Annotated in this window: 28 protein-coding genes; 9 read left to right on the top strand and 19 right to left on the bottom strand. The window is 57.8% G+C overall.

All coding sequences use genetic code 11. The annotated features are described in order from the left end of the window. Positions 1-122: 122 nt before the first annotated feature. The 8 genes from leuB to ACFQJC_RS08700 all read right to left on the bottom strand — a co-directional run bounded on the left by leuB (position 123) and on the right by ACFQJC_RS08700 (position 8,374). The gene (gene leuB, locus ACFQJC_RS08735; protein WP_390222940.1) at positions 123-1,097 is read right to left on the bottom strand and encodes a 3-isopropylmalate dehydrogenase; all 975 of its coding nucleotides are present in this window, start codon (positions 1,095-1,097) and stop codon (positions 123-125) included. Further along, the gene (leuD, locus tag ACFQJC_RS08730; protein ID WP_390222939.1) at positions 1,090-1,698 is read right to left on the bottom strand and encodes a 3-isopropylmalate dehydratase small subunit; all 609 of its coding nucleotides are present in this window, start codon (positions 1,696-1,698) and stop codon (positions 1,090-1,092) included. The genes leuB and leuD overlap by 8 nt, the downstream gene beginning before the upstream one ends. Further along, positions 1,695-3,116, bottom strand: a complete 1,422-nt coding sequence (leuC, locus tag ACFQJC_RS08725; protein WP_390222938.1) for a 3-isopropylmalate dehydratase large subunit — start codon at positions 3,114-3,116, stop codon at positions 1,695-1,697. Before leuC ends, leuD begins: the two co-directional genes overlap by 4 nt. Beyond that, positions 3,109-3,363 (bottom strand): hypothetical protein, encoded by a 255-nt coding sequence (locus tag ACFQJC_RS08720; protein ID WP_390222937.1) that lies wholly within the window; start codon positions 3,361-3,363, stop codon positions 3,109-3,111. The genes leuC and ACFQJC_RS08720 overlap by 8 nt, the downstream gene beginning before the upstream one ends. A 2-nt stretch (positions 3,364-3,365) precedes the next feature. Then, entirely contained in the window at positions 3,366-4,409 is a 1,044-nt protein-coding gene (ilvC, locus tag ACFQJC_RS08715; protein WP_390222936.1) for a ketol-acid reductoisomerase, read from the bottom strand. Then, on the bottom strand, positions 4,406-5,056 hold the full coding sequence (gene ilvN, locus ACFQJC_RS08710) for an acetolactate synthase small subunit (RefSeq protein ID WP_390222935.1): 651 nt from the start codon (positions 5,054-5,056) through the stop codon (positions 4,406-4,408). The genes ilvC and ilvN overlap by 4 nt, the downstream gene beginning before the upstream one ends. Continuing rightward, complete coding sequence (ilvB, locus tag ACFQJC_RS08705) at positions 5,053-6,810, bottom strand: biosynthetic-type acetolactate synthase large subunit (RefSeq protein ID WP_390222934.1); 1,758 nt, start codon at positions 6,808-6,810, stop codon at positions 5,053-5,055. The genes ilvN and ilvB overlap by 4 nt, the downstream gene beginning before the upstream one ends. 361 nt (positions 6,811-7,171) lie before the next feature. Further along, a complete protein-coding gene (locus tag ACFQJC_RS08700; RefSeq protein WP_390222933.1) occupies positions 7,172-8,374 on the bottom strand; it encodes a LeuA family protein in 1,203 nt (400 codons plus the stop codon). Between the two features lie 376 nt (positions 8,375-8,750). Here ACFQJC_RS08700 and ACFQJC_RS08695 point away from each other — a divergent pair, with 376 nt between their 5' ends. The 3 genes from ACFQJC_RS08695 to ACFQJC_RS08685 all read left to right on the top strand — a co-directional run bounded on the left by ACFQJC_RS08695 (position 8,751) and on the right by ACFQJC_RS08685 (position 10,379). Continuing rightward, positions 8,751-9,038, top strand: coding sequence for a DUF5779 family protein (locus tag ACFQJC_RS08695; RefSeq protein WP_390222932.1), 288 nt, complete (start codon positions 8,751-8,753; stop codon positions 9,036-9,038). Positions 9,039-9,170: 132 nt separating this feature from the next. Continuing rightward, positions 9,171-9,857 (top strand): MBL fold metallo-hydrolase, encoded by a 687-nt coding sequence (locus ACFQJC_RS08690; RefSeq protein WP_390222931.1) that lies wholly within the window; start codon positions 9,171-9,173, stop codon positions 9,855-9,857. A gap of 12 nt (positions 9,858-9,869) precedes the next feature. Further along, positions 9,870-10,379, top strand: coding sequence for a hypothetical protein (locus ACFQJC_RS08685; RefSeq protein ID WP_390222930.1), 510 nt, complete (start codon positions 9,870-9,872; stop codon positions 10,377-10,379). A gap of 38 nt (positions 10,380-10,417) precedes the next feature. Here ACFQJC_RS08685 and ACFQJC_RS08680 read toward each other — a convergent pair whose 3' ends face one another. Next, entirely contained in the window at positions 10,418-10,630 is a 213-nt protein-coding gene (locus ACFQJC_RS08680) for a ribbon-helix-helix domain-containing protein (protein ID WP_390222929.1), read from the bottom strand. Positions 10,631-10,780: 150 nt separating this feature from the next. Here ACFQJC_RS08680 and ACFQJC_RS08675 point away from each other — a divergent pair, with 150 nt between their 5' ends. Further along, entirely contained in the window at positions 10,781-11,107 is a 327-nt protein-coding gene (locus ACFQJC_RS08675; RefSeq protein ID WP_390222928.1) for a hypothetical protein, read from the top strand. Positions 11,108-11,133: 26 nt separating this feature from the next. On the opposite strand, the gene aglJ is transcribed toward ACFQJC_RS08675, so the two are convergent. Next, positions 11,134-12,045: an S-layer glycoprotein N-glycosyltransferase AglJ gene (gene aglJ / locus ACFQJC_RS08670; RefSeq protein ID WP_390222927.1), complete on the bottom strand. Its 912-nt coding sequence runs from the start codon at positions 12,043-12,045 to the stop codon at positions 11,134-11,136. A gap of 135 nt (positions 12,046-12,180) precedes the next feature. Between aglJ and ACFQJC_RS08665 the strand changes: the two genes are divergently transcribed. Beyond that, complete coding sequence (locus tag ACFQJC_RS08665; RefSeq protein WP_390222926.1) at positions 12,181-13,599, top strand: flippase; 1,419 nt, start codon at positions 12,181-12,183, stop codon at positions 13,597-13,599. A gap of 52 nt (positions 13,600-13,651) precedes the next feature. Beyond that, entirely contained in the window at positions 13,652-14,632 is a 981-nt protein-coding gene (locus tag ACFQJC_RS08660) for an alkaline phosphatase family protein (RefSeq protein WP_390222925.1), read from the top strand. A gap of 89 nt (positions 14,633-14,721) precedes the next feature. Here ACFQJC_RS08660 and ACFQJC_RS08655 read toward each other — a convergent pair whose 3' ends face one another. Genes ACFQJC_RS08655 through ACFQJC_RS08645 form a run of 3 tightly spaced genes read right to left on the bottom strand, consistent with a single transcriptional unit; the run spans position 14,722 to position 17,154 of the window. Further along, entirely contained in the window at positions 14,722-15,495 is a 774-nt protein-coding gene (locus ACFQJC_RS08655; protein WP_390222924.1) for an oxidoreductase, read from the bottom strand. After that, entirely contained in the window at positions 15,488-16,207 is a 720-nt protein-coding gene (locus ACFQJC_RS08650) for an acylneuraminate cytidylyltransferase family protein (RefSeq protein ID WP_390222923.1), read from the bottom strand. The genes ACFQJC_RS08655 and ACFQJC_RS08650 overlap by 8 nt, the downstream gene beginning before the upstream one ends. Continuing rightward, a complete protein-coding gene (locus ACFQJC_RS08645; RefSeq protein WP_390222922.1) occupies positions 16,204-17,154 on the bottom strand; it encodes a Gfo/Idh/MocA family protein in 951 nt (316 codons plus the stop codon). The genes ACFQJC_RS08650 and ACFQJC_RS08645 overlap by 4 nt, the downstream gene beginning before the upstream one ends. Before the next feature lie 99 nt (positions 17,155-17,253). Between ACFQJC_RS08645 and ACFQJC_RS08640 the strand changes: the two genes are divergently transcribed. Then, positions 17,254-17,973, top strand: coding sequence for a methionyl-tRNA formyltransferase (locus ACFQJC_RS08640; RefSeq protein WP_390222921.1), 720 nt, complete (start codon positions 17,254-17,256; stop codon positions 17,971-17,973). Position 17,974: 1 nt separating this feature from the next. On the opposite strand, the gene ACFQJC_RS08635 is transcribed toward ACFQJC_RS08640, so the two are convergent. Genes ACFQJC_RS08635 through neuB form a run of 4 tightly spaced genes read right to left on the bottom strand, consistent with a single transcriptional unit; the run spans position 17,975 to position 21,835 of the window. Further along, positions 17,975-18,922, bottom strand: a complete 948-nt coding sequence (locus ACFQJC_RS08635) for a methionyl-tRNA formyltransferase (protein ID WP_390222920.1) — start codon at positions 18,920-18,922, stop codon at positions 17,975-17,977. A gap of 42 nt (positions 18,923-18,964) precedes the next feature. Further along, positions 18,965-20,122 (bottom strand): UDP-N-acetylglucosamine 2-epimerase, encoded by a 1,158-nt coding sequence (gene neuC, locus ACFQJC_RS08630; protein ID WP_390222919.1) that lies wholly within the window; start codon positions 20,120-20,122, stop codon positions 18,965-18,967. After that, positions 20,119-20,793 (bottom strand): PIG-L deacetylase family protein, encoded by a 675-nt coding sequence (locus tag ACFQJC_RS08625; RefSeq protein ID WP_390222918.1) that lies wholly within the window; start codon positions 20,791-20,793, stop codon positions 20,119-20,121. Before ACFQJC_RS08625 ends, neuC begins: the two co-directional genes overlap by 4 nt. Then, positions 20,786-21,835, bottom strand: a complete 1,050-nt coding sequence (neuB, locus tag ACFQJC_RS08620; protein ID WP_390222917.1) for an N-acetylneuraminate synthase — start codon at positions 21,833-21,835, stop codon at positions 20,786-20,788. Before neuB ends, ACFQJC_RS08625 begins: the two co-directional genes overlap by 8 nt. A 91-nt stretch (positions 21,836-21,926) precedes the next feature. On the opposite strand from neuB, the gene ACFQJC_RS08615 reads away from it, so the two are divergent. Together ACFQJC_RS08615 and ACFQJC_RS08610 are read left to right on the top strand one after the other, a co-directional pair. Continuing rightward, entirely contained in the window at positions 21,927-22,955 is a 1,029-nt protein-coding gene (locus ACFQJC_RS08615; protein ID WP_390222916.1) for an SDR family NAD(P)-dependent oxidoreductase, read from the top strand. Beyond that, positions 22,952-24,076, top strand: coding sequence for a DegT/DnrJ/EryC1/StrS family aminotransferase (locus tag ACFQJC_RS08610; RefSeq protein ID WP_390222915.1), 1,125 nt, complete (start codon positions 22,952-22,954; stop codon positions 24,074-24,076). The genes ACFQJC_RS08615 and ACFQJC_RS08610 overlap by 4 nt, the downstream gene beginning before the upstream one ends. A 31-nt stretch (positions 24,077-24,107) precedes the next feature. On the opposite strand, the gene ACFQJC_RS08605 is transcribed toward ACFQJC_RS08610, so the two are convergent. Both ACFQJC_RS08605 and ACFQJC_RS08600 read right to left on the bottom strand, forming a co-directional pair. Then, entirely contained in the window at positions 24,108-25,673 is a 1,566-nt protein-coding gene (locus tag ACFQJC_RS08605) for a capsular polysaccharide export protein, LipB/KpsS family (RefSeq protein ID WP_390222914.1), read from the bottom strand. Between the two features lie 67 nt (positions 25,674-25,740). Next, positions 25,741-26,544: an alkaline phosphatase family protein gene (locus ACFQJC_RS08600; RefSeq protein ID WP_390222913.1), complete on the bottom strand. Its 804-nt coding sequence runs from the start codon at positions 26,542-26,544 to the stop codon at positions 25,741-25,743. Positions 26,545-26,563: the final 19 nt, after the last annotated feature.

The raw sequence follows: 26,563 nt of genomic DNA, 5'->3' as shown, positions 1-26,563 counted from the left end.
AAAGGTAGCGGGAGGTGGAGGGATAATTGTTTATGTTGGATTCCGACTGTCTCTGTTCGAGACGTTAAATTCCAATCAAGAACGAAAATCGAGTCGAGACCGTGCGTCTCGGCGAATCGGCCTCAGAGGTGTTCGAGAACCGCCGCCGTCACGTCTTCTGTGGACGCGTCGCCGCCGAGGTCGGGCGTCCGCGGGCCGTCCGCGAGGACGGCCTCCACGGCGCTGTTGACGCGTTCTGCTTCCTCGTCGTAGCCGAGGTGGTCGAGGAGCATCGCCGCCGAGAGGATGGTCGCGGCGGGGTTGGCGATGCCTTCGCCCGCGATGTCCGGCGCGGTGCCGTGGACGGGTTCGAACAGCGCGTTGTCCGGACCGATGTTGGCCGAAGGGAGGAGACCGAGGCCGCCGACCAAACCGGCCGCGAGGTCCGAGAGCACGTCGCCAGCGAGGTTCGGGCAGACGACGGTGTCGAACTGGGTCGGGTCGAGACAGACGTGCGTGGCGAAGGCGTCCATCAGGACGGCATCGGTTTCGACGCCGTTCTTCTCGGCCGTCTCGACGACTGCGTCGAGGAATCGACCGTCCGTCTCGCGCATGACGTTCGCCTTGTGCGCGACCTGGAAGTGGCCGCCCTCGCCGCCGACGTAGTCGCAGGCGAACTCCGCGAGTCGCTCGGACGCAGAGGTCGTCACCACGCGCGTGAGCGTCGAGAGGTCGTCGGAGAGTCGGTCTTCGTGGCCCGCGTAGACGCCTTCGGTGTTCTCACGGAGGAACACGAGGTCAGTCTCGGGTCGGAGCGCATCGACGCCGGGGTAGGCTTTCGCCGGGCGGACGTTGACGAACGAGTCCACCGCCGTCCGGAGCGGGAGAATCACGTCCGCGGCCGTCTCGCCCGCCGCGCCGAACAGGGTCGCATCCGCGTCCGCGACGAGTTCGTACGTCTCGTCGGGGAGCGCCTCGCCCGTCTCTGCTTTCACGTGGTCGCCCGCGTCGGCCTCGACGAAGTCGAAGTCGCCGACGGCTTCGAGCACTTCGACGGCCGCCGGGACGACCTCCTGTCCGATTCCATCGCCGGGGATGACGACGATTTCCTCACTCATGGACGTACGGGAGAGAGCGTGCTTTCTCGGCGACGGCGTCGGCGTTCGACTTCATGAGCGCCGTCGTGTCCCAGACACCCTCGGTGAGGGCTTTCTGCTGGGCGCTGTCAACCGTCGCTTCGACGGTGGTGTCGCCGTAGGTGACCGTGCCGGCCTTCACATCGACGTGAATCTCGCCGTCGGGGTTCTCCTCGACCCACGCTTGGATGGCTTCGACGGTTTCGGTGTCGGCCGTGACCGTCGGAATGCCGAGTGCGAGGCAGTTGCCCGCGAAAATCTCCGCGAACGACTCGCCGATGATGGCGTCGATACCCCAGCGCATGAGCGCCTGCGGGGCGTGTTCGCGCGAGGAACCACAGCCGAAGTTGGCGTTGACGACCATCACCGAGGCGTCTTGGTAGTGCGGTTCGTTCAGCGCGTGGTCTTTCTCGTTGTCTTCGTCGTCGAACCGCTGGTCGAAGAACGCGAACTCGCCGAGTCCGTCGAACGTGACGACCTTCATGAAGCGCGCCGGGATTATCTGGTCGGTGTCGATGTCGTTGCCGCGGATGGGAACGCCCGACCCCGCGACGGAGTGTATCTCTGGAATTTCGTCGGTCATGCGGTGTGTACCTCCTTCAGTTCGCGGACGTCGGTGACGTGACCGGTCACCGCCGCCGCCGCGACCATGCGCGGATTCATCAGGACCGTCCGGCCGTCTTTCGACCCCTGTCGGCCGATGAAGTTGCGATTCGAAGACGAGGCCGAGGCCTCGTCGCCCTCTAACTGGTCTTCGTTCATGCCGAGACACATCGAACAGCCCGCTTCGCGCCACTCGAATCCGGCCTCGGTGAAGATTTCGTCCAAGCCTTCCGCTTCGGCGGCGACCTTGACGCGCTGGCTTCCGGGGACGACCATCCCGCGGACGCCATCGGCGACCTGTCGGCCTTCGACGACTTCCGCGGCGCGGCGCAGGTCCGGCAGGCGGGCGTTCGTACACGACCCGAGGAACGCCACGTCGATCTCGTAGCCTTCCATGGTCTCACCGGGCGTGACGCGCATGTGCTCTTGGGCCATCCGGGCCGTCTCCTGTTTGTCTTCCGGCAGGTCTTCCGGGGCCGGAATCGGCTGACTGATGCCGACGCCCTGGCCGGGGGTCGTTCCCCACGTGACGACGGGTTCGAGTTCCGAACCGTCGATGGTGACGACGTCGTCGTATTCGGCGTCGTCGTCCGAGCGAACCGACTCCCAGTAGGGTTTGAGTTCGTCGAATTTCTCGGGGTTCTCTTGGAAGTAGTCGGTCTGTTCCAGCCACTCGTAGGTGGTCTCGTCGGGGTTGACGTAGCCCGCGCGAGCGCCGCCTTCGATGGACATGTTGCAGATGCTCATCCGACCTTCCATATCGAGGTTCTCGATGGCCTCGCCGGCGTACTCGTAGACGTAGCCGACGCCGCCCTCGGTGCCGAGGCGACGGATGATTTCGAGGATGACGTCTTTCGCTTCGACCGCGGGACCGAGTTCGCCCGTGACCTCGATTTTGCGGACCTTCTTCTTCTCCATCGCAATCGTCTGCGTGGCGAGCACGTCGCGGATTTGGCTCGTCCCGATACCGAACGCGAGCGCGCCGAACGCGCCGTGCGTCGAGGTGTGGGAGTCACCACAGACGATGGTCATTCCGGGTTGCGTCAGGCCTTGTTCCGGCCCGATGACGTGGACGATACCCTGGTCACCCGAGGTCGGGTCCGAGAACTCGATGCCCGCCTCGCGGACGTTCTGTTCCAGTTCGGCCATCATCTCCTCGGCCGCGCCGTCGCTGTATGGGCGCGACTGGTCCGAGGTGGGGACGATGTGGTCCACCGTCGCGTGCGTCCGCTCGGGGTAGGCGACCTCTAAGTCGCGCTCTTGGAGCATGCCGAACGCCTGCGGACTCGTCACCTCGTGGATGAGATGCAGTCCACAGAACAACTGCGTCTGTCCCGTCGGGAGTTCCGAAACCGTGTGGTTCTCCCAGACCTTGTCGTACAGCGTTCCCTCACTCATCTACGTCACCTGTACGGCCTACGTCCTCATAGCCTCGTTCCCACACGCTGTGTGCTCCCTCGCCGTTCCGGGGCGTGTGGTCCACGTCGTCCATCGTCTCCGAGCCACCGGTCATCTCCGGGGAGGACGTCTGGCCGCCGTCGGTGACTGCCGGGCCTCGCTCGTAGACGGTGGTGAACGTCTCTCCGGTGTACGGATTGGTGTGGCTCACGTCTCGCATCGGTGTGTCGTTCGAGTTTCGTGTCATACTCAGTCGTCTGCTGGGGCTTCTGCTTTCTCTGTCTCTTCGTCGTCGCCGTCGTTCCACGCGAACAGGTCGCGGAGCGGGCGGCCGACTTCCTCGATGCCGTGGCTCTCTTCGGCGTCTTTGAGTTGATTGTACGACGGGCGTCCCGCCTGGTTCTCCAGAATCCACTCGCGGGCGAACGTGCCGTCCTGCACCTCTTCGAGGACTTCTTCCATGCGCTCGCGGCTGTGTTCGTCCACGATGCGGTCGCCGCGGGTCAGACCGCCGAACTCGGCGGTGTCGCTCACGGAGTCCCACATCTCGCCGAGTCCACCCTCGTACATCAGGTCCACGATGAGTTTGAGTTCGTTCAGGCACTCGAAGTAGGCCATCTCGGGGGAGTAGCCCGCATCGACGAGCGTCTCGTAGCCCTGCTTGACGAGCGACGTGACGCCGCCACAGAGGACGGCCTGCTCGCCGAACAGGTCGGTCTCGGTCTCCTCGCGGAACGTCGTCTCGATGACGCCGGCGCGGGTACAGCCGATTCCGTGGGCGTAGGCCAGTGCTTCGTCCTTCGCCTCGCCGGTCGTGTCCTGGTAGACGGCGATGAGTCCGGGCGTCCCCTCGTCGTTCTCGTAGTTCCGGCGGACGAGGTGGCCCGGCGATTTGGGTGCGACGAGCGTCACGTCAACGTCTTCCGGGGGTTCGATTTGGCTGTAGTGGATGTTGAAACCGTGTGCGAACTGGAGCGTGTCGCCCGCTTCGAGTCCGTCGCGGATTTCCTCGAACACCGCGGGTTGGACGGTGTCGGGAACGAGGATAGAGACGATGTCTCCCTCTGCGGCCGCCTCGGCGGGCGAGGCCACGCGAAGTCCGTCTTCGCGTGCGGCGGCGCGCGAGGAGGAACCGGGTCGGAGACCGACGACCACGTCCACCCCGCTCTCGGCGAGGTTCTGGGCGTGGGCGTGGCCCTGACTGCCGTAGCCGAGGATGGCTACGGTCTTGGAGTCGATGTGCGAGCGGTCTGCGTCGTCGTCGTAGTAAACGGTGGTAGTGAATTCAGTCATTGATTGGTAGTTGGTTTGGTTGGTTCGCCGGACGTGCCGGGTTCCTCTCCGGGGACGGTCTGTTTCGCGCCGTGTGCGAGCGCGGTCTGACCGGTGCGGGCGATTTCGATGATGCCGAAGCGTCGGAACGCATCGACGGCGTCGTCGATCTTGTGCTCGTCGCCGGTCAGTTGGACCGTGATGGTCTCCGGGCCAGCGTCGAGCGTCTTGCCGTCGTACATCTCCGTGATGGCGTGAACCTTGTCGGGTTCTTCGCCGCGGACTTTGAGCAGGACGAGTTCGGCGCGAACGGCGTCGTCGTCCAACTCGCCGACGGAGATGACGGGCGTGAGCTTCGCCAGTTGCTTCTCGATTTGGTCGATGCCGGGGTCGGGTTCCTCGACGACCATCGTGATGCGGGCGTGGCCCTCGACGGTGGTCGGACCGACAGTCAAACTCTCGATGTTGAACTGCCGTCGGGCGGCGAGTCCGGCGACGCGCGAGAGCACGCCGGGTTCGTGTTTGACGAGCGCCGACAGGACGGTCCGGCGGGGTTCGTGTTCCGATTCGGCAGCGGGGTCGATACGGATGCCCTGCGAGTTACGTCGCCCTTCTGGGTGCGGGCGTTCTTCCGGGGTCGGGCCTTGGAGTCCGTCTTCGTTGCTCATAATTGGTCCTCCGAGAGAGCGAATTTGCCGTTCGCGCCACCCGACGAAACCATCGGGTAGACGTTCTCTGCGGGGTCAACGTGGAAGTCGATGACCGACGGGCCATCGTACGCTAACGCCTCTTCGATTGCGGTGGGAACTTCCTCGTAGGAATCGACAGACCAGCCGCGAGCGCCGAAGGCCTCGGCGAGCTTGTCGAACCGGGGACACCAGTCGTAGCCGGCGGCCATGCGACGGCCTTCGAAGAAGGCGTCCTGCCACTGGCGAACCATCCCGATGTACTCGTTGTTGAGGATGGCGACGGTGATATCGAGGTCTTCGCGGACTGCGACCGAGAGTTCCTGCATCGTCATCAAGAACGAGGCGTCGCCATCGACGCAGACGACCGATTGGTCGTCTTCTGCGGCCATTCGGGCACCGATGGCTGCGGGGAGTCCGTAGCCCATCGTGCCGAGCCCGTGCGAGGAGACCCAGCGCCGCGGTTCGCGGTACGTCCAGTACTGGGCGGCCCACATCTGGTGCTGGCCGACACCGGTCGTGACGATGGTGTCGTCGGGTGTCGCCTCGTCCAGCGCCTCGACGACGAACTGGGGTTTGACCGGTTCGTTCTCGGGTGCCGCGTAGTCCATCGGGTACTCGTCTTTCCACGTCTGGCACTGTGCTGCCCACTCGCGGGCGTCGGGGCTGTGTGCCATCTCGGCGTCGATGCGTTCGAGCGCGCGGCCCGCGTCGCCGACGACGGGGTAGTCCGCGTGGATGTTCTTCGAGATTTCCGCCGGGTCGATGTCGATGTGGACGACTTCGGCCTCGGGTGCGAACGTGTCGATGCCGCCGGTCAGGCGGTCGTCGAAGCGCGTGCCGACGGCGACGAGGCAGTCGGTGTGCGTGATTGCCATGTTCGCGTAGCCGGTGCCGTGCATGCCTGCCCACGAGAGACACAGCTCGTGGTCTTCGGGGAACGAGCCGATGCCGGGCATCGTCGTGACGACCGGAATCTCGTGTTCGTAGGCGAACGAGCGAGCGACTTCCGTCGCGTTGGCTTTGATGACGCCGCCGCCGAAGAGCAACACCGGTTTCTCCGCGCGCTCGATGGCGCGCGCGGCGGCCGCAACGTCGTCGTCGTCGGGGTCAGTTCGGGAGCGCGAGGTTTCGGGAGCACGCGCCTGACCGGGTTCGCGCGTCGTCTCGCCGAGCGAGATGTCCTTCGGGAGGTCAACGAGCGTCGGTCCGGGTCGGCCTTCGCGGGCCAACTCGAACGCCTCGCCGACGGTGTCGCCGACGGTGTCGCTGTCGTTGGCGAAGTAGTTGTGTTTCGTGATTGGCGCGGTGACGCCCGTGGTGTCGGTCTCTTGGAACGCGTCCGAGCCGACCATCTCCGACGGGACCTGTCCCGTCAACGCGAGCATCGCGTCCGAGTCCATGTTGGCGTCGGCGATGCCGGTCACGAGGTTCGTCGCGCCGGGGCCAGACGTTGCGAGACACACGCCGGGGTCACCGCGGACGACGCCGTACGCGTCGGCGGCGTGGGCGGCCGCCTGCTCGTGGGCCATCGTCACGTGCCGGATGTCGGAGTGGTACAGGGCGTCGTAGATGGGCATGATTGCCCCGCCTTGGACGCCGAATGCGGTCTCGACGCCGGCGTTTTCGAGCGCCCGGATGACGGCGGTTGCGCCCGTGGTGACTTCAGTCTGGTTCGGTGTGTCGTCGGTCGATTCGGTCGGTGGTTCGGACGTCGTCGCGGTTCGTTCGCTCATGTGCGACCTCCGTGTGTTCGTGTCGTTCGATAGCGATGCGCGCTCGGTCGGTGGGTGTGGTGCTGGTGCTGCATGTGAGGGACTCCAGAGATGGCTGAATACGGTGCGATTCCGTGGGACTGAGAAGTGGGATGATGAGGGGCTAGACCCCTACAATAATGAGCGCGCGGACAGCCGAAGCGCCGAGACTGCACGCTCCCCGTGGAGTGGCAGTCGTCGAACGCGTGTCGTGCTGTCTCATCGTATGCCACACGAGCGCTTGGGTGGTAATAACAGTTTCGCGGCGAGCAAGTGTTGCACCGCTCGGCCGCCGGAACGCGCGTGCGGGGCAGTCGCCCAGAGGGGCCACAGCCCGGCCTCATCAGACCCGGACCTCCTCCGTGTCCTCTTTCGTGGTGACGCCGACGCTGCTGGCGAACGCCTGCAGGGCCTCGTCGTTGATGCGTTCTTTCTCCGCGCCGTGGTCCTTGACGCGGCGGGTTACCTCGCGGACCTCGGCGTCCGTGGGGTCGTACCCGATGTCTTCGAGGCGCTTGCGTACCGAGTGCGTCCCCGTGTGCTTGCCGAGGACGAACTCGCGCGTCGCGCCGACCATCTCCGGGGTCATGACGCCCGGTTCGAACGTGTCGGCGTTCTCGATGACGCCAGCGGCGTGGATGCCGCTCTCGTGAGAGAACGCGTTGCGTCCGACGACCGGCTTGTTCGCCGGGACCGGGATGTCGGAAGCCGCCTCGACGATGCGAGCCAGCTTCGTAATCTGCGTGGTGTCGATACCGGTATCGACGCCGTAGAGTGATTCTGCCGACATCACGACCTCTTCGTAGGCCGCGTTGCCGGCGCGTTCGCCGATTCCGTTGACGGACACTTGTGCCTGCGAGGCACCCGCTTCGAAGCCGGCCATCGCGTTCGCGGAGGCCAGTCCGAAGTCGTCGTGCGTGTGCACGTCGATGTTCGCGTCGGTGTGCTCGCGGACCGTCCGGACCATCTTTGCGAAGCGCGTCGGGGTCGCAACGCCACAGGTGTCGGGGAGGTTAATCCAATCGACACCCGCGTCGGTCACGGCTTCGACGACTTCGATGAGGAACGCCTCGTCGGTTCGCGTGGCGTCCATCGGCGAGAACATTACTTCGACACCGGCGTCGCGGACGCGCTCGACGCTTCGGACGGCGCGTTCGACCGCTTCCTCGCGGGAGGCGTGCATCGAGTCGGCCAGTTGGACGTCGCTGGTGCTCACGAACGTGTGCACCATATCGACGCCAGCATCCAGCGCGGCCTCGATGTCCTTATCGACGACGCGGGCCAGTCCACAGGTCGTCGCATCGGTCGCCGCCGCGATATCCGCGACTGCTTCGAACTCCGCGTCGGAGTTGACGGGGAAGCCAGCCTCGATGACGTGGGTCCCCATTCCGTCGAGCATCGCCGCGATGTCGCGTTTCTCCTCGTACGAGAACGAGGTACGCGGCGACTGCTCGCCGTCACGAAGCGTCGTGTCGAAAATTCGTACGTTGTCGATTTCAGTTTGTTGGGCTAATGTGCCCTGGAAGAACTCGACCCGCCGGGGCATCCGACGAATCCTCCGTAATGTTGTGAGACATTGTGTCAGTCACGAGCACGAACCCGTATATAAAAGTTTTCCACCGACAGTATCATGATTGTTCTCGTGAATCTGTGATGGTGTCACATTACCCCCAAATCGCACGACATAAACGACCTATTACACACCAATGAGATACAATTACTTGATATGCCGTCACACAGTTCACAACCCGAGTCGGATAATCTAACGCTTCCAAATTTACAAACAAACGTTTGGAAGGGCCACGCGCACTCGTGACTGGACGAATGTGGACTCGCCTGCCAGCACATCTCATTCGGTCTCAGTCCATTCGACTCCGAAAACGGTCCGAACGCTTTTCTCATCGCTCTGCCACCCACGGGGTATGGGCGACTTCAACCTCAACTTGCAGACGGCCGAAGAGCACCTCGACTCGGAGGAGACGGAGGGGGGCGTCGTACTCGGCGTCCTCGACGGTTCGACGGAACCAGAAGCGTGGATCGACTCCGTCGCACGCGGTAACGTGCTGTTCTTGGCCGTCGAAGGCGACCTGAACAAACTCGCATCGACCTTCGCACGCGACATCAAAGACATGGGCGGGAATCTGATGCACTTCCGGAAGTTCCTCGTCATCACGCCACCGGGCGTCGATATCGACACCGACAAACTCTGAGCTTTACGAGAGTCCCACCTCCTACGAGTGCCGACCACCGTGGAGTGACCACCGGACCAATCCACGCAGCGACCACCGGGCGAAACCCCCGTCGTGAGAGGGCTTATGGGATTCCCGTCCCACGTGACACGTATGCCAATGAAAGGTCGTGGAGAGGGACAACTCCGCGAAATCGACCGCTGGGAACACGGCGTCGGATGGCTCGCGTATCCCGACGAGGCCATGCAACGTGCGAGTCACGCCGTCGAAATCGACGGCGACGTGTGGGTCTTCGACCCCGTTGATGCTCCCGGTATCGACGACCTCTTCGCCGAATTCGGCGACGTCGCGGGCGTCGTCGTCGGACTCGACCGACACAAGCGCCATGCCGCCGCCGTCGCAACTCGCCACGACGTGCCCGTCTACGTCGCCTCGTGGATGACCGACGTCGCCGACGAACTCGACGCCCCAGTCGAGCGATTCGGAACCACGCTCGCGGACAGTGGCTTCGAAACTTTCCGCGTCGTAGACCGCACGGTCCCACCGTGGCAGGAGGTCGGATTCTACCATCCCGACTACTCGCTTCTCTTCGTGCCCGAAGCACTGGGCACGGTGGAGTACTTCTGTGCCCCCGGCGAGCGCCTCGGCGTCCACCCGATGCTCCGCCCCTTCCCACCACGTCGGGTCCTGACGAGGTACGATCCCGAGCGACTCCTCGTCGGCCACGGCGCGGGCGTATCCGAGAACGCGGGACGTGCCATGCGGACAGCACTCTCGGACGCTCGGTCGAACCTCCCGGGCGCGTATCTGAGGGCACTCAAATCGATGCTGTCGAACTGAGACTCGACGACGATGACACACAACACCAACTCGGCCGGGAACGATGCGCCGCACAGCAACCGCGACGAGCGCGAGACGAGTGCCGAGCGAGCGTCGGGATCGGAGCCTCCCCGGGTGCACATTACCCGCGGGCTCGTAGACGTGCTCCTCGAACTCGCTGAGGAGAACGAACCACAATCGATGAACGTCGTGCTCGACGCGACGGCTGCTGAGTCGTTCGAGGCTTCGCTCGACCTCGACCCCGAGACACCGATTCTGACCCACTTCTATCTACCCAGTGCGGGCAAATCGGTTCGGAACGTCTTCGGCGTGGACCTCGGTACCCCCGCGGGTCGAGGCCGCGCCCGGTTCCTCACACACCCGCAGGGACCGTTCAGACTCACCGAGCGAGACGACTTCGCGGCCGTGGTGTTGCTCGCGGTCCCCCCGTGGGAAGACGACACACTGGGCGCGTTCGACCGGTCCGGCCGGAAACTCGAACTCGTCGTCGTCGATGCCGAACCGCCGGTCGAAGAACTATGAAAACAGAACGACTGACGGAGTGAAGCGTCTCGCGGCCGTTACTTCAGGTACCCGAGGTCCCGCAGGTTGTCCGCGATCTCTTGAAACTCCGAGTCGGAGAGTTCGCCGCCGGAGCGCTGATGCTGGATGACGATACTGCGCAGCAGGAACCGAACGAGGTCGCTCGTACTGGAGAACGTGGTTCCCTCGATGGTCTCTTCGACGCGTGCGGCCAGTTCTTTCGGGATAGAAACCGTCGTGTACTCGGTCATACGAGAAGCCATGCGCGCATGTCAAATAACGCCCACGGTCGGCGTATCCGGCACCGTCCACGGTTGACGTACCCGGCCAGCGTGCCGGCGACTGCAATTCCTGTCGGGAGTTCGGGAGTTTTTCCATAGATGAACACGTAATCGGTATCAATGGCAGCGAGACCTCCGACTGGAGACGGGACAGACCCAGAAGCTATCGAGTTCGGTATCGCCGCGCTCGCCGCGGACCTCGACGAGGCAGACCTGACGTTCCCCGCCGAGACCGAGACCATCGCGGACGCCCTCGACCACGTCGCGGTCCCAGTTGACGCCAACGAGACGACGGTGACCATCGACGACGCGCTCGTCGCCACCGAACGAACGCAATTCGAGTCACGAAACCAACTCCTCAACGAACTCCATCCCGTCTTCGAGGCCTACCGCGCCGAAGCATCGACCAGCCTCGTCGGCCGACTCCGTGGACTACTCCCCTTCTAACTGCGCAACACTTCGCGTTCTACCGTTTACTCCAGTTCTTCGATGCGCTTTATCTGCTCGCGGTGAAGCGAGAGAATCAGGTCCGAGAGCACCCCGAACATGAGCAGTTGCACGCCGAAGAGGATTCCCGCCGCCGATACGACGGCGATGACTTCGTGCGAAATCGTCCGGAAGACCCACTCGTAGGCGACGTACGCGGCCAGCCCAAGCCCCGTCGCCGTCGATGCTAATCCGACGCTACCGAAGTAAAACAGCGGGTTGTTGGTCTTGGCCCGGCGGTAGAGTTCGAGGAAGATGATTCCGCCGTCGCGGACGGGGTGTAAGTTCGTATCCGACCCATCTGGTCGCGGCTTGTACGTCGTCGGGACCACCGTGGTGTTGATACCGCGTTTGACACACTCGACTGCCATCTCCGTCTCGACGCCGAACCCGTCCGACGTGAGCGTCATTCGCATGAATGACTCGCGCGTGAACGCGCGATATCCGCTCAGGATGTCCTTGTAGTCCCTGCCGTGGATGAGCGCGAACGCCCGGTTGATGATTCCGTTGCCGATTTTGTTCAGCCCAGTCATCGCACCCTCGTGCATGTCAGCGAACCGGTCGCCGATGACGTGTTCGTATCCCTCGTCGAGCGGCGCGAGCATCGCTTCGGCGTCGTCGGCGAGGTAGGTTCCATCGCCGTCGAGCATCAGTACGTACTCGGCTTCGACGTGCTGTTCGACCGCCTCTCGGACGGCCTGGCCCTTTCCGGACCCCGACTGGACGACGACGCGTGCGCCCGCCTCTTCGGCGAGTTCGCGCGTCCCGTCTGTCGATCCGCCGTCGATGACGAGGACGTTAGTGAATCCTTCGTCTCGGTAGTCAGAGACGACATCGGCAATCGTTTCAGCCTCGTCGTAGGTGGGGATGAGGATACAGACGGCGTCGGCGGTGGGCATTGGTACACGGATGGAGTGTGATGTTGTAAAAGCGTTCTCTCTTTATCTTCACCTGTTAGTCACCGTGCAAGCGAGTGATTGTACCGGCTCAAACCATTGGTTCTTTAGCGTTCACACGACAGGACTCATCTGAGAATGAAACGTGGACAGACGTCTGCCATCCATTTTTTCGGACAGGTGGTGACGTCGATTGCGGGGTTTGCGGTCAATCTATACGTTGCAAGAGTTCTCGGTGCGTCTGTACTGGGGACCTATGCGCTCGTCATTTCGGTGATTGCGTGGGCAACCCTTCCATCCCAACTTGGAATTAATCACGCTGTGAAGAAACGGCTTAGTGAGGCCACAGACCGATACAGCGTGCTGAGTACCGGAATGTTGATGCAGGCACTTCTCGTGAGTGTTGTCTCTCTGATTTTACTTTTATTCTCCGAAGAGATTAATGAATATCTCGGCGCACCAGTAGTAGATATATTAGTGGTAATGCTTTTTGTGAGTCTGAGTGTTCAATTCGTCAACTCTGCACTCGATGGGCAAAAAAAGGTACATCTATCGAGTTTTCTTCCACCGATTTGGTGGGGTGGACGTGCAGTATTCCAGATTGGATTAGCGATCGCTGGGTTTGGATTAGTTGGTCTCCTCTGGGGATACGTTATCGGTGGAACGCTGGCACTCGCTGCTGGCCTGTACTTCCTCAGCATTAAATTCGTTCGACCAACGAAAGAGTCGTTCGACAGTATCGTTTCGTTCGCCAAGTACTCGTGGTTAGCCCCGATCAAAAACCGATCGTTCCTATCGATGGATACGATTGTTCTGGGAGTCTTCGTCGCAAACGAACTGATTGGTGTGTACGAAATTGCGTGGAATATAGCATCTCTTTTCGCTATCTTCGGGGCATCGATCAGTGCAACTCTATTTCCTGAGATCAGCTCACTCTCTGCAAAAGGAAGAGACGACCAAGTTCGAGATGCAATTTCCGCGTCCTTTTCCTACGCTGGATTATTCCTAATACCAGGGTTAGTGGGCTCCGTACTCGTTGGAGACAAGATATTATCGATTTACGGACCAGAATTCCCAATCGGATACGAAGTACTGCTCATACTTGTCTTTGCACGGTTGTTTTACGCATTCGAGATGCAGATTACCAACGCTCTTGACGCGATTAATCACCCAGAGCAAACATATAAAGTCAATATATTTTTTGTTTGCTTTAACTTCATTCTAAATATAGTTCTCATTAGCCAACACGGTTGGTATGGTGCAGCAATTGCAACGGCACTCAGTGCGACAGTGAGTACTGGAATTTCGTATTGGCTACTTCAACGATACCTTTCCGTTCAAATTCCCGCACTTGAACTGACTCGGCAAACCCTCGCAGCAGGTGTGATGGGTATCGTCGTGCTCGTTGGGAGAGAGACCGTTGGGTCAAGTCTAGTGGTTGTTTTTGTCTTGGTCTTTATTGGCGCCGGAACGTACTTTGCGACGCTCTGGGCCATCTCCGCGCAGTTCAGAAAGACTGTCCGTGACAATCTCCCCTCAGTGAATGTTGGAGCATAACCATTCAACTCAGACCGGGTAGTTGATAACCTCACCTACTACAGACGGAGGTATGGAAAGCAATCTCCGAGAGTGGTCCTCCGAGATGCGACAGCGGTTCGACAGGCAAGGATGGCGAGGCCTGTTGTATGTGGTTTTCACCATCTATCTGATGTTTTGGTATGCGGTGACCTCTCGGTTCGAACCAGGCGAGAATATCTACGAGAACGAATGGGACCTCCTCATCGTCCTAGACGCGTGTCGTGTTGACACTTTGAAAGAAGTCGCCAGCGAGTACGACTTCATTGGTGAGGTGGAAACGAAATGGTCTGTCGGTAGTCAATCTGACGAATGGATGGCAAAGACGTTCACGAGCAAGTGGCAGAGTGAAATCAGCAGAACACGTTACATCACCGGGAACGGCCACACCAAACTGATATTTGGAGACCGTGATTTCCCACCTCAAAATAATACGACGCCGTTCGACTTCTCGAGGTGGGATATTGTAACGCGAGATACGTTCTACGAACTTGACGAGGTCTGGGAGAAAAACCACGATCCCCAGTACGGTGTTGTCTTACCTCATTCAGTTACAGACAGAGCGATTGTTGCGGGTCGAACAGGAGGCCACGACCGAATGCTACTACATTACATGCAGCCCCATTTACCCTACATTGGAAATGCAATCAAAGACGGGAGAGACCCAAATGAGGTTGAGAAACACGGCTACGAACTCCTCAGAACTGGCGACGCATCTCGTGACATAGTTATCGAGTTATATCGTGAAACGCTCAGGTACGTCCTCGATAGCGTAGAGGTTCTCTTGGAAAACACCGATGCGGAGCGAGTCGTCATCACGGCAGATCACGGAGAAGCATTCGGTGAGGGTGCTGCCTATGGACACCCCGAAGGATTCCCGCACCCCATAGTCAAACGTGTTCCGTGGGTCGAGACGACAGCTTCTGATAGTAAGTCCTACAAGCCGGATATTGAAGATGTTCACACAGAGTCGATTGCCGTTGAAGATCATCTGAAGGATCTGGGATACATGTGAAAGTGTCGTCAAAAGCTGGCGTGCATCACCGCTTCGTTCTCAGTCGGTAGTTCACGTTGGACTATTTTGTCGAGATTAGGCGTTTACCGTCAGGAGATTGTCCATCCTCCATCAACAACCAAATTATGGCCTGTGACGTAACGTGATGCATCCGAGACCAAGAATAACACAGGGCCAACTAGGTCCTCAGGTGTTGCCATTCTACGTATTGGTGTCTGTTTTTCATACCTTTTCACAAAATTGTCATTTTGATTGTTGAACACACCGCCGGGGCTGACAGTATTGGCTCGGACGCCATTTGGTCCAAAATACGAAGCGAGATAGCGACTGAAATTGATAATTCCTGCTTTGATTGCCGAGTATTCCACGGGACTGGTCATAGTTGTGCCATCGTAAATCGTGAAGTCAGGGGCTTCGATACCGTAAATGGACCCGAAGTTTACGATGCTTCCCCCTTCAGATTGAGACTGCATTTGTATCGCAGCACACTTTGAGGTATAGAAATAGCTCCCAAGATGAAGCGACAGGTTCTCGTTCCAATCTTCGAATGTGACCTCCTCGAACTTCACACCGTACTGTTCATTTCTAGGGTATGCAGTGTTGACCAATGAGTCAATCCGACCATATTCAGATATGACCCCCTCAAATAGAGAGTCAACCGACTCAGGGTCAGTGACGTCAGTTGGCACGTGGTGAACGTGGTTTCCCAGCTCGTCTGCGAGGTCTGAACCGTTCTCGCTTGGGTCGGCAATCACGACGTTGGCACCACATTCAGCCAAGCCTCGAGAAACTTCACTCCCGATAAGACCAGCGCCGCCCGCGATGACAGATACGTGGTCCGAAAGTTCCAGATGATCAGTCATACTTCACCCCCCAATCTTCCATCAAGAAGGTTACCAGCGCGAGGTCAATGTCGCGGTCGATATCGATAGAGCGCTCAGGAGGCATCGTCGAAATAGTGGTCCGATCAGAGTGATTCGAAGAAGCATTCCGCAAAAATTCACGGTCATAGGCATACACAGACGCGTTCATTTCGTAGACAGAAGGTGCATCCTGACGACGGACGACTTCATTTGGGAGTTCTTTAGAGAGGTGGGCAAACCCTCGGTCATCAAGTTCAACCATATTGAAGTACGGGTTCTTGTCTGCCTCGGTGACCGTATACGCGTTTGTCGCGTCTGTTTCGGCGACTTTTTTGAAACAATTTTCTATATCTTCAACGAGCCTAATCGGGGCAGTTGCGTCAAGGTCAACTACGTAGTCGTATTTTGTCCCCGTCTCGTCTTCCATTTCATTAACAGCGTGCTGAATAACAGGGAGTTTCGCTGCTTCGTCGGATGCCAATTCTGCAGGGCGGGTGAAAGGAACTACTGCACCGCACTCGCGAGCAACTGACGCGATTTCTTCGTCGTCGGTCGAAACGACAAGGTCGGTCGTTCGCTCCCACTTCTTTGCCTGCCGTAGTGTGTGTGCAATGAGAGGGTCCCCCGAAACAGGACGAACGTTTTTGTTCGGGACGCCTTTGGATCCCCCTCGGGCGCAGACTGTAACGAGAACAGTTTCGCTAGCGTTCATCGGTATTCGTTTCGCAGATTCAGTGCAATTCGCAATACATCTTCTGCCTCCGAGATGTCGTTTTCGAACGGTTCTCTCCGTTCGAGATAGTCGAAAAAGTGGTTGAGTTGTCTGCGAAAAACGTCGTCCCGATGATAGTCATACTCAATTTGCTCTGTTCGTTCTGTGGTTTCGATCGTCAGCGTTTTGCAGATTAAGTCAGCAGTTAACACTCCGTCTTCACACGTAACTTCCAACGTCCGCCTCGGGGTCGGTCGGAAGTAATCGAGATGGATGTGACCAGGGACGCCATCTACCGTTTCGAGTGATAGTTCAACATAATCTTCCACAGTTGTCTCGAGTGTACTTGCTTGCCCCGAAAGATGAACGGTCCGAGCTGGTCGTCCAAAAATCCAGTACGAGTAATCAATTTCATGAATGAGGTCCAGAGCGACGCCGCCGCCGAGTTCATACTGTGCACTATACGTATTTCTGTAATCTTTCTCGGGACGCCAATCTGGCAAATATGACCCACTGTAAGCTCGAAATGATAGCATACCCCCATACTCCTCGTCTATAAGTATCGTTTTCAATCTGTTTAGAATGGGATCAAACCGGAGTTGGCACCCAACGTACGTGAGAAGTTCCTTCTCATCGCAGATTCGCCTGAGTTCATCGATCCCACCAATAGAATCAGACAGTGGTTTTTCTATAAAGAGATCTGCACCCGATTTTGCACAACGAATCGCAGTTTCCACGTGCAGTGACGTTGGATTCGTGATAAATGCGACATCAGGTGAAACAGCGAGAGCACTGTCGAGCGAATCGTGTTCAGTAACGGCATCCAGTTCTCCGTCCGAACCTCGACTTCGATACGCGTGGATGTCGAACTCAGACTCCAACTCCATTAACAACCGAAGGTGTCTGCGTCCTATCGAACCCAGACCCGTAAACAATATTGTATGCATCGATTGAACTAATCGAACCTACCGGATAAGATATTTCGTTTGCAGTTCTTTCGATGTCAGTACCGGGAAGCTATTACCGCGTGTGAAGATGAACAACTCATGGACGTCCTCTTTCTCGGAACGAACAACATGGGTACCGAGATTTACGAATGGCTCTGCGACCGGGACAGTGTCACCGTTCAAGCGATGATTACGACGAAGGGTCAACTCGAACTCGTCGAGCGACTGCAACCGGACATCGCCGTTGCCGTAGGTTATCGACATATCGTTCCCGAATCCATTCTGGACATCCCAGAACAGGGGTTTATCAACGTGCACCCAGGCTACCTCCCAGCCGGGCGTGGCTTCAATCCGAACGTCTGGAGCATCGTCGAAGGCCATCCCGCCGGCGTCACAATTCATCAGATGGACCCCGGAATCGACACTGGGGCCCTCCTCGCACGTCGTGAGGTGGAGACACGATTCGACGACAACGGCAAGGACGTGTACGAGCGTCTCGAATCTGCTGCCGTCGAATTGTTCGTCGAAACCTGGCCCGATATCCAATCTGGAACTATCGAGCCAGTACCACAAAAGGATACGAACGCCCCGACACACAAGAAGTCTGAATTTGCTGACCTCTGCAAACTGGACGCCGAAGAGGAATACACCGTGAAAGAACTCTTAGACGTGTTGCGTGCGCTCACGTTCCCACCGTTCAATAACGCCACCCTCGAAGTCGATGGCGAGAACTACTTCGTCGAGGTGAGCATCACGCACGAAGACGAAGCCTCGAGCGATGCGTCCTCGGGTGTCATCTCCTCATACGGCGACGAGTAGGCTACTCACCAAGGATATCACGAGCGTTTTCGAATCGCTGGCCGATTTCGAACTCATACGACTCGATGAGTTCTGCGCCCGATACTTCTTCGTCGTCCCCGACTTGGACTCGGTCCACGACGAGGGACCCCTCCCACGCTGCGATTTCGATGCCGTCGCCATTGACGGCCAGAATCTCTCCGGGGACGCCGAACACCGGCTCCTCAGACGGTGGACGGGCGCTCCACAATCGAACTTTCGTCCCATCGAGATACGAGTACGCTCCCGGATATGGGTGACTTTGCCCACGAATCCAATCATAGAGTTTCCTCGGTGACCGAACCCAATCGACCAGTCCATGACGAGGCGTCCGTTTGGGCCACCACGTCGCGTTCGACTCGTCTTGCTCGATTCGCGTTACGTCGTGAGCGGCGAGTTCGTCGTACGTATCCCGGATGAATTGCCCAGCGGCGAGGCGAACTTTCTCGTACAACGAGGCCGCATCGTCTTCGATATCGATATCAATCTCGTGCTGAGCGACGAGGTCACCGGCGTCTGCCTCCTCGACAAGGTGGAAGAAAGACATCGCCGTGGTGTCGAGACCTTTGATGAGGCTCCACGCAATCGGTGCGCGGCCACGGCCTCGGGGGAGCGGAGCAGGATGCATCCCGAGCGCGGTGACCGAAGGGATGTCGAGTACGGATTGGTTGACGAGTCTCGACCAACCGATTACGAACAAATATTCGGGGTCGTACGACGCGATTTGTTCGCGCGTTTCCTGATCGTTCACTGACTCCGTTCGATAGAGATCGATATCGTGTTCTTCACAGAACGGTTCGAGCGATATCTGGTCGGAGAGAGACCCCTTTTCCGGTTGCGTGTAGACAGCAGGTACCTCCGCACCACACTCGATGAGTGCTTTGAGACACGTCCTGCCGATGTTGTTGTGAGTGACGAAAACCGCGCGCATGGATGGACGCTTGCGGGTGTTGCTAATGAAACTTCGTAGTCGTCAGTACGTCAAGCGTTTGCGGAGGAGTTTTTCACCGAGCTCGACAGTCGCCAAGCGCTCGCAAATATTCTGTGCGGCACCGCCGTAGTCGTAGGGGTTTCCGGCGGCCGCGACGCGTTCGCGGAAGTCGGCCGTGAGTGCTCGCTCGATTGCACCCGTGATTTCTTCTCGCTCGTGTGGGACATCCAGCGTGTTCTCCGAGCGTTCGCGTTCGTCCTGTCGTGGGCCGATGTTGACGACCGGAAGGTCGAACGAAGGTGCTTCGATGATACCGCTACTCGAATTCCCGACCATCACATCCGCTGCCGCCATGAGACCGAGGTAATCCGCACGTGGAAGACTGCGGAATACTTCCGCCTGTTCGCCGACGGGGTGTGATTCGATTTCGTCGATGATGAGTTTGCCACCAGCGTCCGAATTCGGGTAGATAATAACTGGATGGACGTCCGAATCGGCGATACCATCCAACGTCTCGCGCATTTGGACACCAGCCTCTCCGGGTGCTGTCGTCACCGGGTGTTGAACGACGAGTGTGAGCGGACGACCACTGGGGGCGATTCCGTGGCGTTCGAGAACATCAGCAGGGTCAGCGTAATTGCCATCGAGAATCTCGTCGAGACCGGGTGCACCGACGACCATCGTTCGCCACGGCTCTTCGCCGAGTTTGAGAATCCGCTCTTCGCTCAAACGGGAGACAGGGAAGTGGATGTGGGAAAACTTCGTGAGAGCGTGTCGGATACTATCGTCGATGATCGCACCACCAGTGGTGTCTCCTCCGTGAACGTGAGCGACAGGGATATTCATGTGTGCCGCCGCCATGCCTGCTGCGAGTGCTTCGTCGCGGTCTCCGAGGACCAAGACGATATCGGGGTCGTCACGACCGAATACGTCCGCAAACGACGAGATTCCGACGCCGAGTGACTTCACCATACTCAACTCGGAGTCGCCATCGAGGAGCATGTGAACGTCAACGATGTCATCGAAACCGTCGTTGACGATGTCGTCCCGTGTGTTGCCGTACTGCGGCGACAGGTGCATACCGGTAACGTACACTGTGAGATCCATCTGCGGATGGTCTCGAATTGCATCCATCGATGACTTGAGCAGTCCGTACTCAGCCCGCGTACCAGTGACGACACCGATGGTTCGCGAATTCATAATTGACCCACCCGTTCGTAAACGAGCGAAAATGCCTCCGCCGCCGCGAAGCCTGCTTCGCTCCCGCGTGTCGTCGCCCGCGCGGAGAGAGATTCACGAGAACGTGGGTGTGGAAACACCCGTGTCTCAGATTGATAGGCCGCAAATGCATCGACCTTCGTCTCGACGAATCCCGAAATATCGACGTACACGTCGGCCCCGAATTGGGAGGTCGTCCCGCCAGTCCAGCCGGTAGAAGACGGAGTTTCGTACGCTAGCACACGCGAAACACCAGTCGCAGGTCGCGTCGCGACGAGCGTAGAGTCGTACACTGCTTTGTGGTCGAGGTTCACCTCGTGCGGCGAGTGAGTGTAGACGATGTCTGGTTCGAGGTCTGTAACCACCGATTCGATGACAGCGTTGACATCGACGTGGGGGACGTCGTCCAATCGCATATCGGGTAAGTCACCGAAGTGAACGGCTTCGATGCCGAGTGTGTCTGCACACGCACGCGCTTCGTCGCGCTTTTGCTCGATAATCGAGTCGTCGTCGTACTGCTGTGTGGTCCCTTCGGTGACGATGAGGGCGTGGACTTCGTCGCCCGCGGCAGCGTGTTTCGCCATCGTCCCGCCGGCACCCAGCACCTCGTCGTCTGGATGTGCGCCGATGACCAGAACGGTTCGGTTACTCATCGTTGTCACCGAATACAGATTCGACGAGCGGGTCGTCTGCAGTCACCGAAACTGCGAGTCTCTTCCCGAGCACACTTTCGAGTCGTTCCGGAGGCAGACCATCGGCAGGGCGAACGATTTTGACGCTCTCCTCGGTCAGTACGTCGCCTTCTTTGAGGTCAGTATTCGCGTGGAGGCTCTTGCGTATCGTCGTCTTGTTATCCTCGTCAGAGGTGGGTCGCTTTTCGGGGTCTCCGCGGGCAGTCGTTGCCAATCGAACGAGAGAAACAGCACGTTTGAGTTCGTCAGGTTCAAGCGAGGCGGCGTGGTCGGGTCCCTCCATCGACTTGTCGAGGGTAAAATGTTTCTCGACGAACTGCGCACCGGCGGCAACCGCCAGTGCCGGCGTCTCGGGGGCAGTGGTGTGGTCCGAAAAGCCAACAGGCCCGGAAACGACCTGCCGCATGACGTCCATCGCGCGGAGATTCACGTCCGCTGGATCTGTTGGATACGAAGAAACGCAGTGCATATAGCCAACGCTCACGTCGGGGTTTGCTTCACGAATTGCGCGGTCAGCACGTTTGACCTCGTCGAGGGTGCTCATCCCGGTGCTTACGATCATCGGTCGCCCGAGTTGGGCAACGTGCTGGAGGAGCGGGATGTTATCGAGTTCACCCGACCCGAGTTTAATCGCCGGAAGGTCGTACTCGTCGAGGAGGTCTGCGCTCTGCCTGTCGAAGGGAGTCGAGAGGAAAGTAATCTCTTGTTCGTCGGCGTAGGCCATCAGTTCCTCGTGGTCTGCTTTCGAGAGTTCGTAGCGACGAAGCATGTCGAACTGACTCTCGGATGCGTTGGTCTGTTCGGTCTGATACGTCGCTTTCGTCGCAGACTCCGTCACGAGACGCTCGGCACGGAACGTCTGGAATTTGACCGCATCCGCGCCAGCAGAAACCGCTGCGTCGATGAGTTCGCGGGCCAAGTCCATGTCACCGTTGTGATTCACGCCCGCCTCGGCGATGAAGTAGGTTGTATCTGAGTCGATAGATGACTCACCGATTTTCATACTCCAACTGTACGATGGGACACTATATTTCTGCCCCCTCGTGGTTTCTGCGATGAAAAAGATTAGTATCGATGCCGTGAGAGACGCCGATATGACTGAGCTCTCGGGAAAAACGGTCCTCGTGACGGGTGGATGCGGTTCTATCGGGTCAAAAATCGTCTCTCGGTCACTCGACAAGGGCGCTAAAACCGTCCGCGTCTTCGATAACGACGAAAAGAGCCTGTTCAGACTCCAACACCAAATCGGTGACGAGCGTCTTCGCTGCCTCCTCGGAGACGTTCGTGACCGTGACCGCCTCCGCCTCGCGCTCGAGGGTATCGACGTTGTCTTCCACGCCGCCGCACTCAAGCACGTCGAACTCAACGAGTACAACCCCTTTGAGACGGTCCAGACGAACGTCGTCGGGACACAGAATCTGATTCGGGCAGCACTCGAAGAGGAAGTCGAGTCGTTCGTCGCCGTCAGCACGGACAAAGCGTCGAACCCCGCCTCAGTGATGGGTGCGACAAAACTGCTCTCCGAACGCCTCGTTATCGCCGCAAACGCGTATAAAGGCGACAGAGAGACCACGTTCGGATGTGTCCGCTTCGGCAACGTCCTCGGTTCGAGCGGGTCCGTCGTCCCTGTGTTTTATGAGCAAATCAAAGACGGTGGCCCGGTCACGGTCACCTCCCCAGAGATGACGCGGTTCGTCATGCCGATTGGCGACGCCGTTGACTTGGTTCTCAGTAGTTACGAGCGGATGCAAGGGGGTGAAGTGTTCGTTCTCAAGATGCCCACGTTCGACGTCGGCACACTCGCAGAAGCGATGATTGCGCAGTACGCATCCGAGTTTGGATACGACGAGCAAGAGGTTGACATCGAAATCATCGGTCCACGTCCAGGCGAACGTTGGCACGAGAAACTCATTTCCGAAGACGAGTTATCAAACACCGACGAATTGGAAGACGTGTTCGTCATTCACCCCGACATCGACATGCCGTCGTACGACATCACTAAGGGCAACGAACACACTCTCGAACGAGAGTACACCTCCGAGAGCGGACGGCGACTCTCCCACTCAGAAATCATAGATATGATCGAATCTGCGGGCGTCGTCGAGAACGACGAGAGCCAATGAGCGACAGTATCCCTTTATTCGAGATTCCGTGGGACGAATCAGACATCTCCAACGTCGTTTCGTCGGTCTCCCGCGGTAGTTATTGGGCGAAAGGTCCGTATGTCGATTCGTTCGAAGACGGCCTCGAAGCGTACTTCGGTATCAAACACGCATTAACAGTGAACTCTGGAACGACAGCACTCGAATGCGCACTCCGGGCGTGTGATATCGGCGAGGGTGACGAGGTCCTCGTTCCCTCGTTCACGTTCATCGCTACAGCAAACGTCGTTCGGTTAGTCGGTGCAACGCCAGTATTTGTCGATATTGAGCCAGAGACCTACGGTCTCGACCCCGACTCAGTCCGGGAGTCGATTACGGATGCAACGGCGGCGATTATCCCAGTTCACGTCTACGGTGCACCCTGTCGGATTCACGAATTAGCAGAGATTGCGGACGAACACGACCTGTACCTAATCGAAGACGCCGCAGAGGCGTTTGGCGCAAGGGCCGACGGAGAGTTAGTCGGGACGATTGGTGATATCAGCGCACTGAGCTTCTGTCAAAACAAGATTCTGCCGACTGGTGAAGGAGGTGCAGTCATCACCGATGACGACGAACTCGCTGGCTCGGTCGCAGCATTCCGAAGTCACGGTCGGACCTCGTCGAACTACTTCGACTCCGTCGATAGCGGGCAGTACGAACGCGTCGGGTCGAACTATCGAATGTCAGATATGGTGGCAGCACTTGGATGTGCACAACTGGAAAAGGTTGATACGCTGATAGACGGTCGAAGAGAAACCGCAGAACAGTATATCGAGGCGTTTGATTCCATCGGCGGCATTACGCCACACACCGGACGGAGTTCCGACACGCACGTGTATCAGCTGTTTACGATTCAGTTCAACGACAAAGACGCACGGAAGAGCGTAATCTCTGAACTAACCGAACGAAACATTGCATGCAAAATCTACTGGGACCCACCAGTTCATCGAACAAACACCTTCTCGTCCATTGCACCTTCGGACGGCAGATTGGCTACGACAGAGAGTCTGAGCGACGTGGTCCTATCATTGCCAATGTCTCCTAATCTGTCATCCTCAGCGGTCGGTCGAGTAATCGAAGGTGTTTCGACTAGACTATAGCGACCTGAAAACCGGTCTCAGGAGCCCTGTTTTAATCGTGTACGACCTCTTCACCGGCAAGGAGCGATGAAAGTAGCGATTCCAGCGGCTCTGAGCCTGGAGAGGTGTCGTCCGAGGTCACTTTTTTGAAACGCTGTTTCTTCGTTACGTCTCTAGTAAAGAATGGGAAATCAGTGTGGCGCTTACGGAATAGTAAGTTGGCGTAACGCTGTGCCAACGCTGCTGATTCCGGTGGTTTCTCGATGTTTTCTTCCTCTGCAACCATCTCTAGATACTCAGACTTCGTTTTTGGGTCAATCGTAAATCCAAAGCCGCGGTAATGAGTCTCCCCGGCCACGATGACTGGTAAGTCACGGTAGGCGGATTCAAGGCCGACTGTAGAGTTGTAAACGACGACTGCATCGAGTCCGGACATCAATGCGTAGGTGTCAACGTCTGTATCTGGAGGAAGCAAGTGGACGTTTTTTGGTAGTGGTCCTAGCTCATTCGTGACTCGTTCTGTCACACTCTCCTCGGTCCCGTACTTTGCTTCTGCAGGGTGCGTCTTGATTATGAGCTCGGCATCGGTCCTTCCTTCGAACTCGTCGATGGTATCTGCAATCCAGTCAAAAACGTCCGCGTACAATGCGTTTTCAGGTTCTAACGATGCGTCCCACAACAGATTCGTGAACATGCCGACGGAGTGCCGATCGTCAGCGGTTACTGTTCGACCAGTGTTTGCTGAGTAGGCAACAGGCATGCCATCACCCGATTCCCGACCAAATACAACGTCGTCAATTGCTGCTTTTTCGTCAGGCGTTAACGGGTTTTGTAAGGCTTGATTTACCACCTCAGAACTCGTAAAGTGAGGGAGTGTCGAGCGCTCCGATTGCCCGCCGAAAATCAGTGTTCCCTCTCGGAAGCCGAATCCTTGACTGTACGCTTTGATATCGTGTTCTCTCGCAACCGCCATCGGAACCCCTCCTTGGATGTAATAATCCTCGTGAACGACGACGAGTTCCACAGTGTGGTTCTCAATAAGATGTTCAAACGCTTTTGCGAGGAGCACACCCAAGGACAGGAATCGGTTGTACTCATTGACGACATTGGTGTCGTCTAGGTCGATTGTGTATCTCTTCAGTCGCCGACGAGTAGAGCCAAGGGCGAACCGGCGGATATCGTACCTGTCGATTATTGGGCTTTCATCCGACAAATTGACAAGTTCCGACGACAGGAGCTCAGAGAGTTTGGTTGTTTCCAGTCCAAATTTTTTTGGAATCGCTTGCTCGAAATACGACGTTTGGATCGAGATTGCGACATCGTCGTCAACAGAACGTTCTACTGGAGCTTCTGTCACATCGTCAACGATTAATACTGGGTTGTATCCACGACGCCGAAACGCATCAGCTAAGATGCAGTACCGCAAGCACATCGTTCGGTAGCCAGGAATCAGTGGAAATACAACGGTCCCCTTTTTTTCTGCATGGTCCTCAAAAGATCTAACCGAAGGATCGACGACTCCAGTGTAGTCGAACAACGTGTCATATATTCTTAAGGCTTCGGTCCCGAGACCTGCTTTCTCTACTAACTTCAGAGCTGTCTTTTTAAATTCGGTCATAGTGTTTGTTTGAGCTCAAATTTGCGTCTTTAGCGAAGATCATGTCGTGTGGTTAGCCGTCAACCACTTATTCGGTGTATCCGAGGTGACGAAGTCGTGAAGCTACCACATCGCTGTTCGCTTTCGTCGATTTTTCTCTTGGTGGATCTATGCTGATACTTCGGCGATCTTCATTGTTGTATACCAGCCATGGTACTTTGACTAGCTCTTCAGTGTGAATTCCCTCCGGGTGACCCCACTCTCGAATCGGAATCGGTCGTGCACGCTCTCCGACCATATTGCCGTGGTCAGCTGTCACGACGTGACGTCCTTCGATTCTGTCTAATACAGACTGAACGTGCGGGAACGCCTGGTCGAGGGTTTTCCTATAAAGTGGCCACACTTCGTCAGCCCGGACGTCGAGGCGCCCGAACATGATCTCGTGCCAAAAGTCGATGGTATCGTCACTCTCGTCGTGGAGGTGTTTTTTATCGAACGTAGATTCGGAATCAATAAAGGGGTAGTGCGGTTGCAGATAGTGAACCAGAATCCGCTTTTCGGGGTATTTCTCGGCAGCTTCAAGTGCATACCTCGCCGTCGTTTCCGGCATGACCGTGTTGTACGTTTCGTTCCAGCCATCGTCCAACCAGACATCGATGACTGCGTGGAATTCTGCATCAATTTGGTCTTCGTGGCGTCGGAATTGTGGGTTTGCCGTGACGTAAACTGTGTCGTGCATTTTTCGGCCCTCGAAGTTTGCATGGAGGAATTCCATCGTGTTGGAGCCACGTGACGTTCGAGAGTGGAGTTCCCCCGTGAGAGGAGATTGCTTGGCAAACATATCATACCGGCAGGCATCGAGAATTTGCAGCACGTCCCAGTCCTCAGACATGATATCGACTCCATCGGGA

This window comes from Haloferax namakaokahaiae (genome assembly GCF_042663225.1).
Classification (GTDB): Archaea; Halobacteriota; Halobacteria; order Halobacteriales; family Haloferacaceae; genus Haloferax; species Haloferax namakaokahaiae.
Note: the sequence above shows the minus strand (reverse complement) of the source record. Positions and strands in the feature narration are given on the sequence as shown.

Coding starts and splice junctions, on each gene's coding strand:
- aglJ (WP_390222927.1), bottom strand. CDS start 12,045: ATGCCCACCGCCGACGCCGTCTGTATCCTCATCCCCACCTACGACGAG.
- neuC (WP_390222919.1), bottom strand. CDS start 20,122: ATGAATTCGCGAACCATCGGTGTCGTCACTGGTACGCGGGCTGAGTAC.
- ACFQJC_RS08650 (WP_390222923.1), bottom strand. CDS start 16,207: ATGAACGCTAGCGAAACTGTTCTCGTTACAGTCTGCGCCCGAGGGGGA.
- ACFQJC_RS08615 (WP_390222916.1), top strand. CDS start 21,927: ATGACTGAGCTCTCGGGAAAAACGGTCCTCGTGACGGGTGGATGCGGT.
- ACFQJC_RS08605 (WP_390222914.1), bottom strand. CDS start 25,673: ATGACCGAATTTAAAAAGACAGCTCTGAAGTTAGTAGAGAAAGCAGGT.
- leuC (WP_390222938.1), bottom strand. CDS start 3,116: ATGAGTGAGGGAACGCTGTACGACAAGGTCTGGGAGAACCACACGGTT.
- ilvN (WP_390222935.1), bottom strand. CDS start 5,056: ATGAGCAACGAAGACGGACTCCAAGGCCCGACCCCGGAAGAACGCCCG.
- leuD (WP_390222939.1), bottom strand. CDS start 1,698: ATGACCGACGAAATTCCAGAGATACACTCCGTCGCGGGGTCGGGCGTT.
- ACFQJC_RS08695 (WP_390222932.1), top strand. CDS start 8,751: ATGGGCGACTTCAACCTCAACTTGCAGACGGCCGAAGAGCACCTCGAC.
- ACFQJC_RS08720 (WP_390222937.1), bottom strand. CDS start 3,363: ATGACACGAAACTCGAACGACACACCGATGCGAGACGTGAGCCACACC.
- leuB (WP_390222940.1), bottom strand. CDS start 1,097: ATGAGTGAGGAAATCGTCGTCATCCCCGGCGATGGAATCGGACAGGAG.
- ACFQJC_RS08635 (WP_390222920.1), bottom strand. CDS start 18,922: ATGCGCGCGGTTTTCGTCACTCACAACAACATCGGCAGGACGTGTCTC.
- ACFQJC_RS08700 (WP_390222933.1), bottom strand. CDS start 8,374: ATGCCCCGGCGGGTCGAGTTCTTCCAGGGCACATTAGCCCAACAAACT.
- ACFQJC_RS08675 (WP_390222928.1), top strand. CDS start 10,781: ATGGCAGCGAGACCTCCGACTGGAGACGGGACAGACCCAGAAGCTATC.
- ACFQJC_RS08600 (WP_390222913.1), bottom strand. CDS start 26,544: ATGTCTGAGGACTGGGACGTGCTGCAAATTCTCGATGCCTGCCGGTAT.
- ilvB (WP_390222934.1), bottom strand. CDS start 6,810: ATGAGCGAACGAACCGCGACGACGTCCGAACCACCGACCGAATCGACC.
- ACFQJC_RS08655 (WP_390222924.1), bottom strand. CDS start 15,495: ATGACTGATCATCTGGAACTTTCGGACCACGTATCTGTCATCGCGGGC.
- ACFQJC_RS08625 (WP_390222918.1), bottom strand. CDS start 20,793: ATGAGTAACCGAACCGTTCTGGTCATCGGCGCACATCCAGACGACGAG.
- neuB (WP_390222917.1), bottom strand. CDS start 21,835: ATGAAAATCGGTGAGTCATCTATCGACTCAGATACAACCTACTTCATC.
- ACFQJC_RS08645 (WP_390222922.1), bottom strand. CDS start 17,154: ATGCATACAATATTGTTTACGGGTCTGGGTTCGATAGGACGCAGACAC.
- ACFQJC_RS08680 (WP_390222929.1), bottom strand. CDS start 10,630: ATGACCGAGTACACGACGGTTTCTATCCCGAAAGAACTGGCCGCACGC.
- ilvC (WP_390222936.1), bottom strand. CDS start 4,409: ATGACTGAATTCACTACCACCGTTTACTACGACGACGACGCAGACCGC.
- ACFQJC_RS08685 (WP_390222930.1), top strand. CDS start 9,870: ATGACACACAACACCAACTCGGCCGGGAACGATGCGCCGCACAGCAAC.
- ACFQJC_RS08660 (WP_390222925.1), top strand. CDS start 13,652: ATGGAAAGCAATCTCCGAGAGTGGTCCTCCGAGATGCGACAGCGGTTC.
- ACFQJC_RS08690 (WP_390222931.1), top strand. CDS start 9,171: ATGCCAATGAAAGGTCGTGGAGAGGGACAACTCCGCGAAATCGACCGC.
- ACFQJC_RS08640 (WP_390222921.1), top strand. CDS start 17,254: ATGGACGTCCTCTTTCTCGGAACGAACAACATGGGTACCGAGATTTAC.
- ACFQJC_RS08665 (WP_390222926.1), top strand. CDS start 12,181: ATGAAACGTGGACAGACGTCTGCCATCCATTTTTTCGGACAGGTGGTG.
- ACFQJC_RS08610 (WP_390222915.1), top strand. CDS start 22,952: ATGAGCGACAGTATCCCTTTATTCGAGATTCCGTGGGACGAATCAGAC.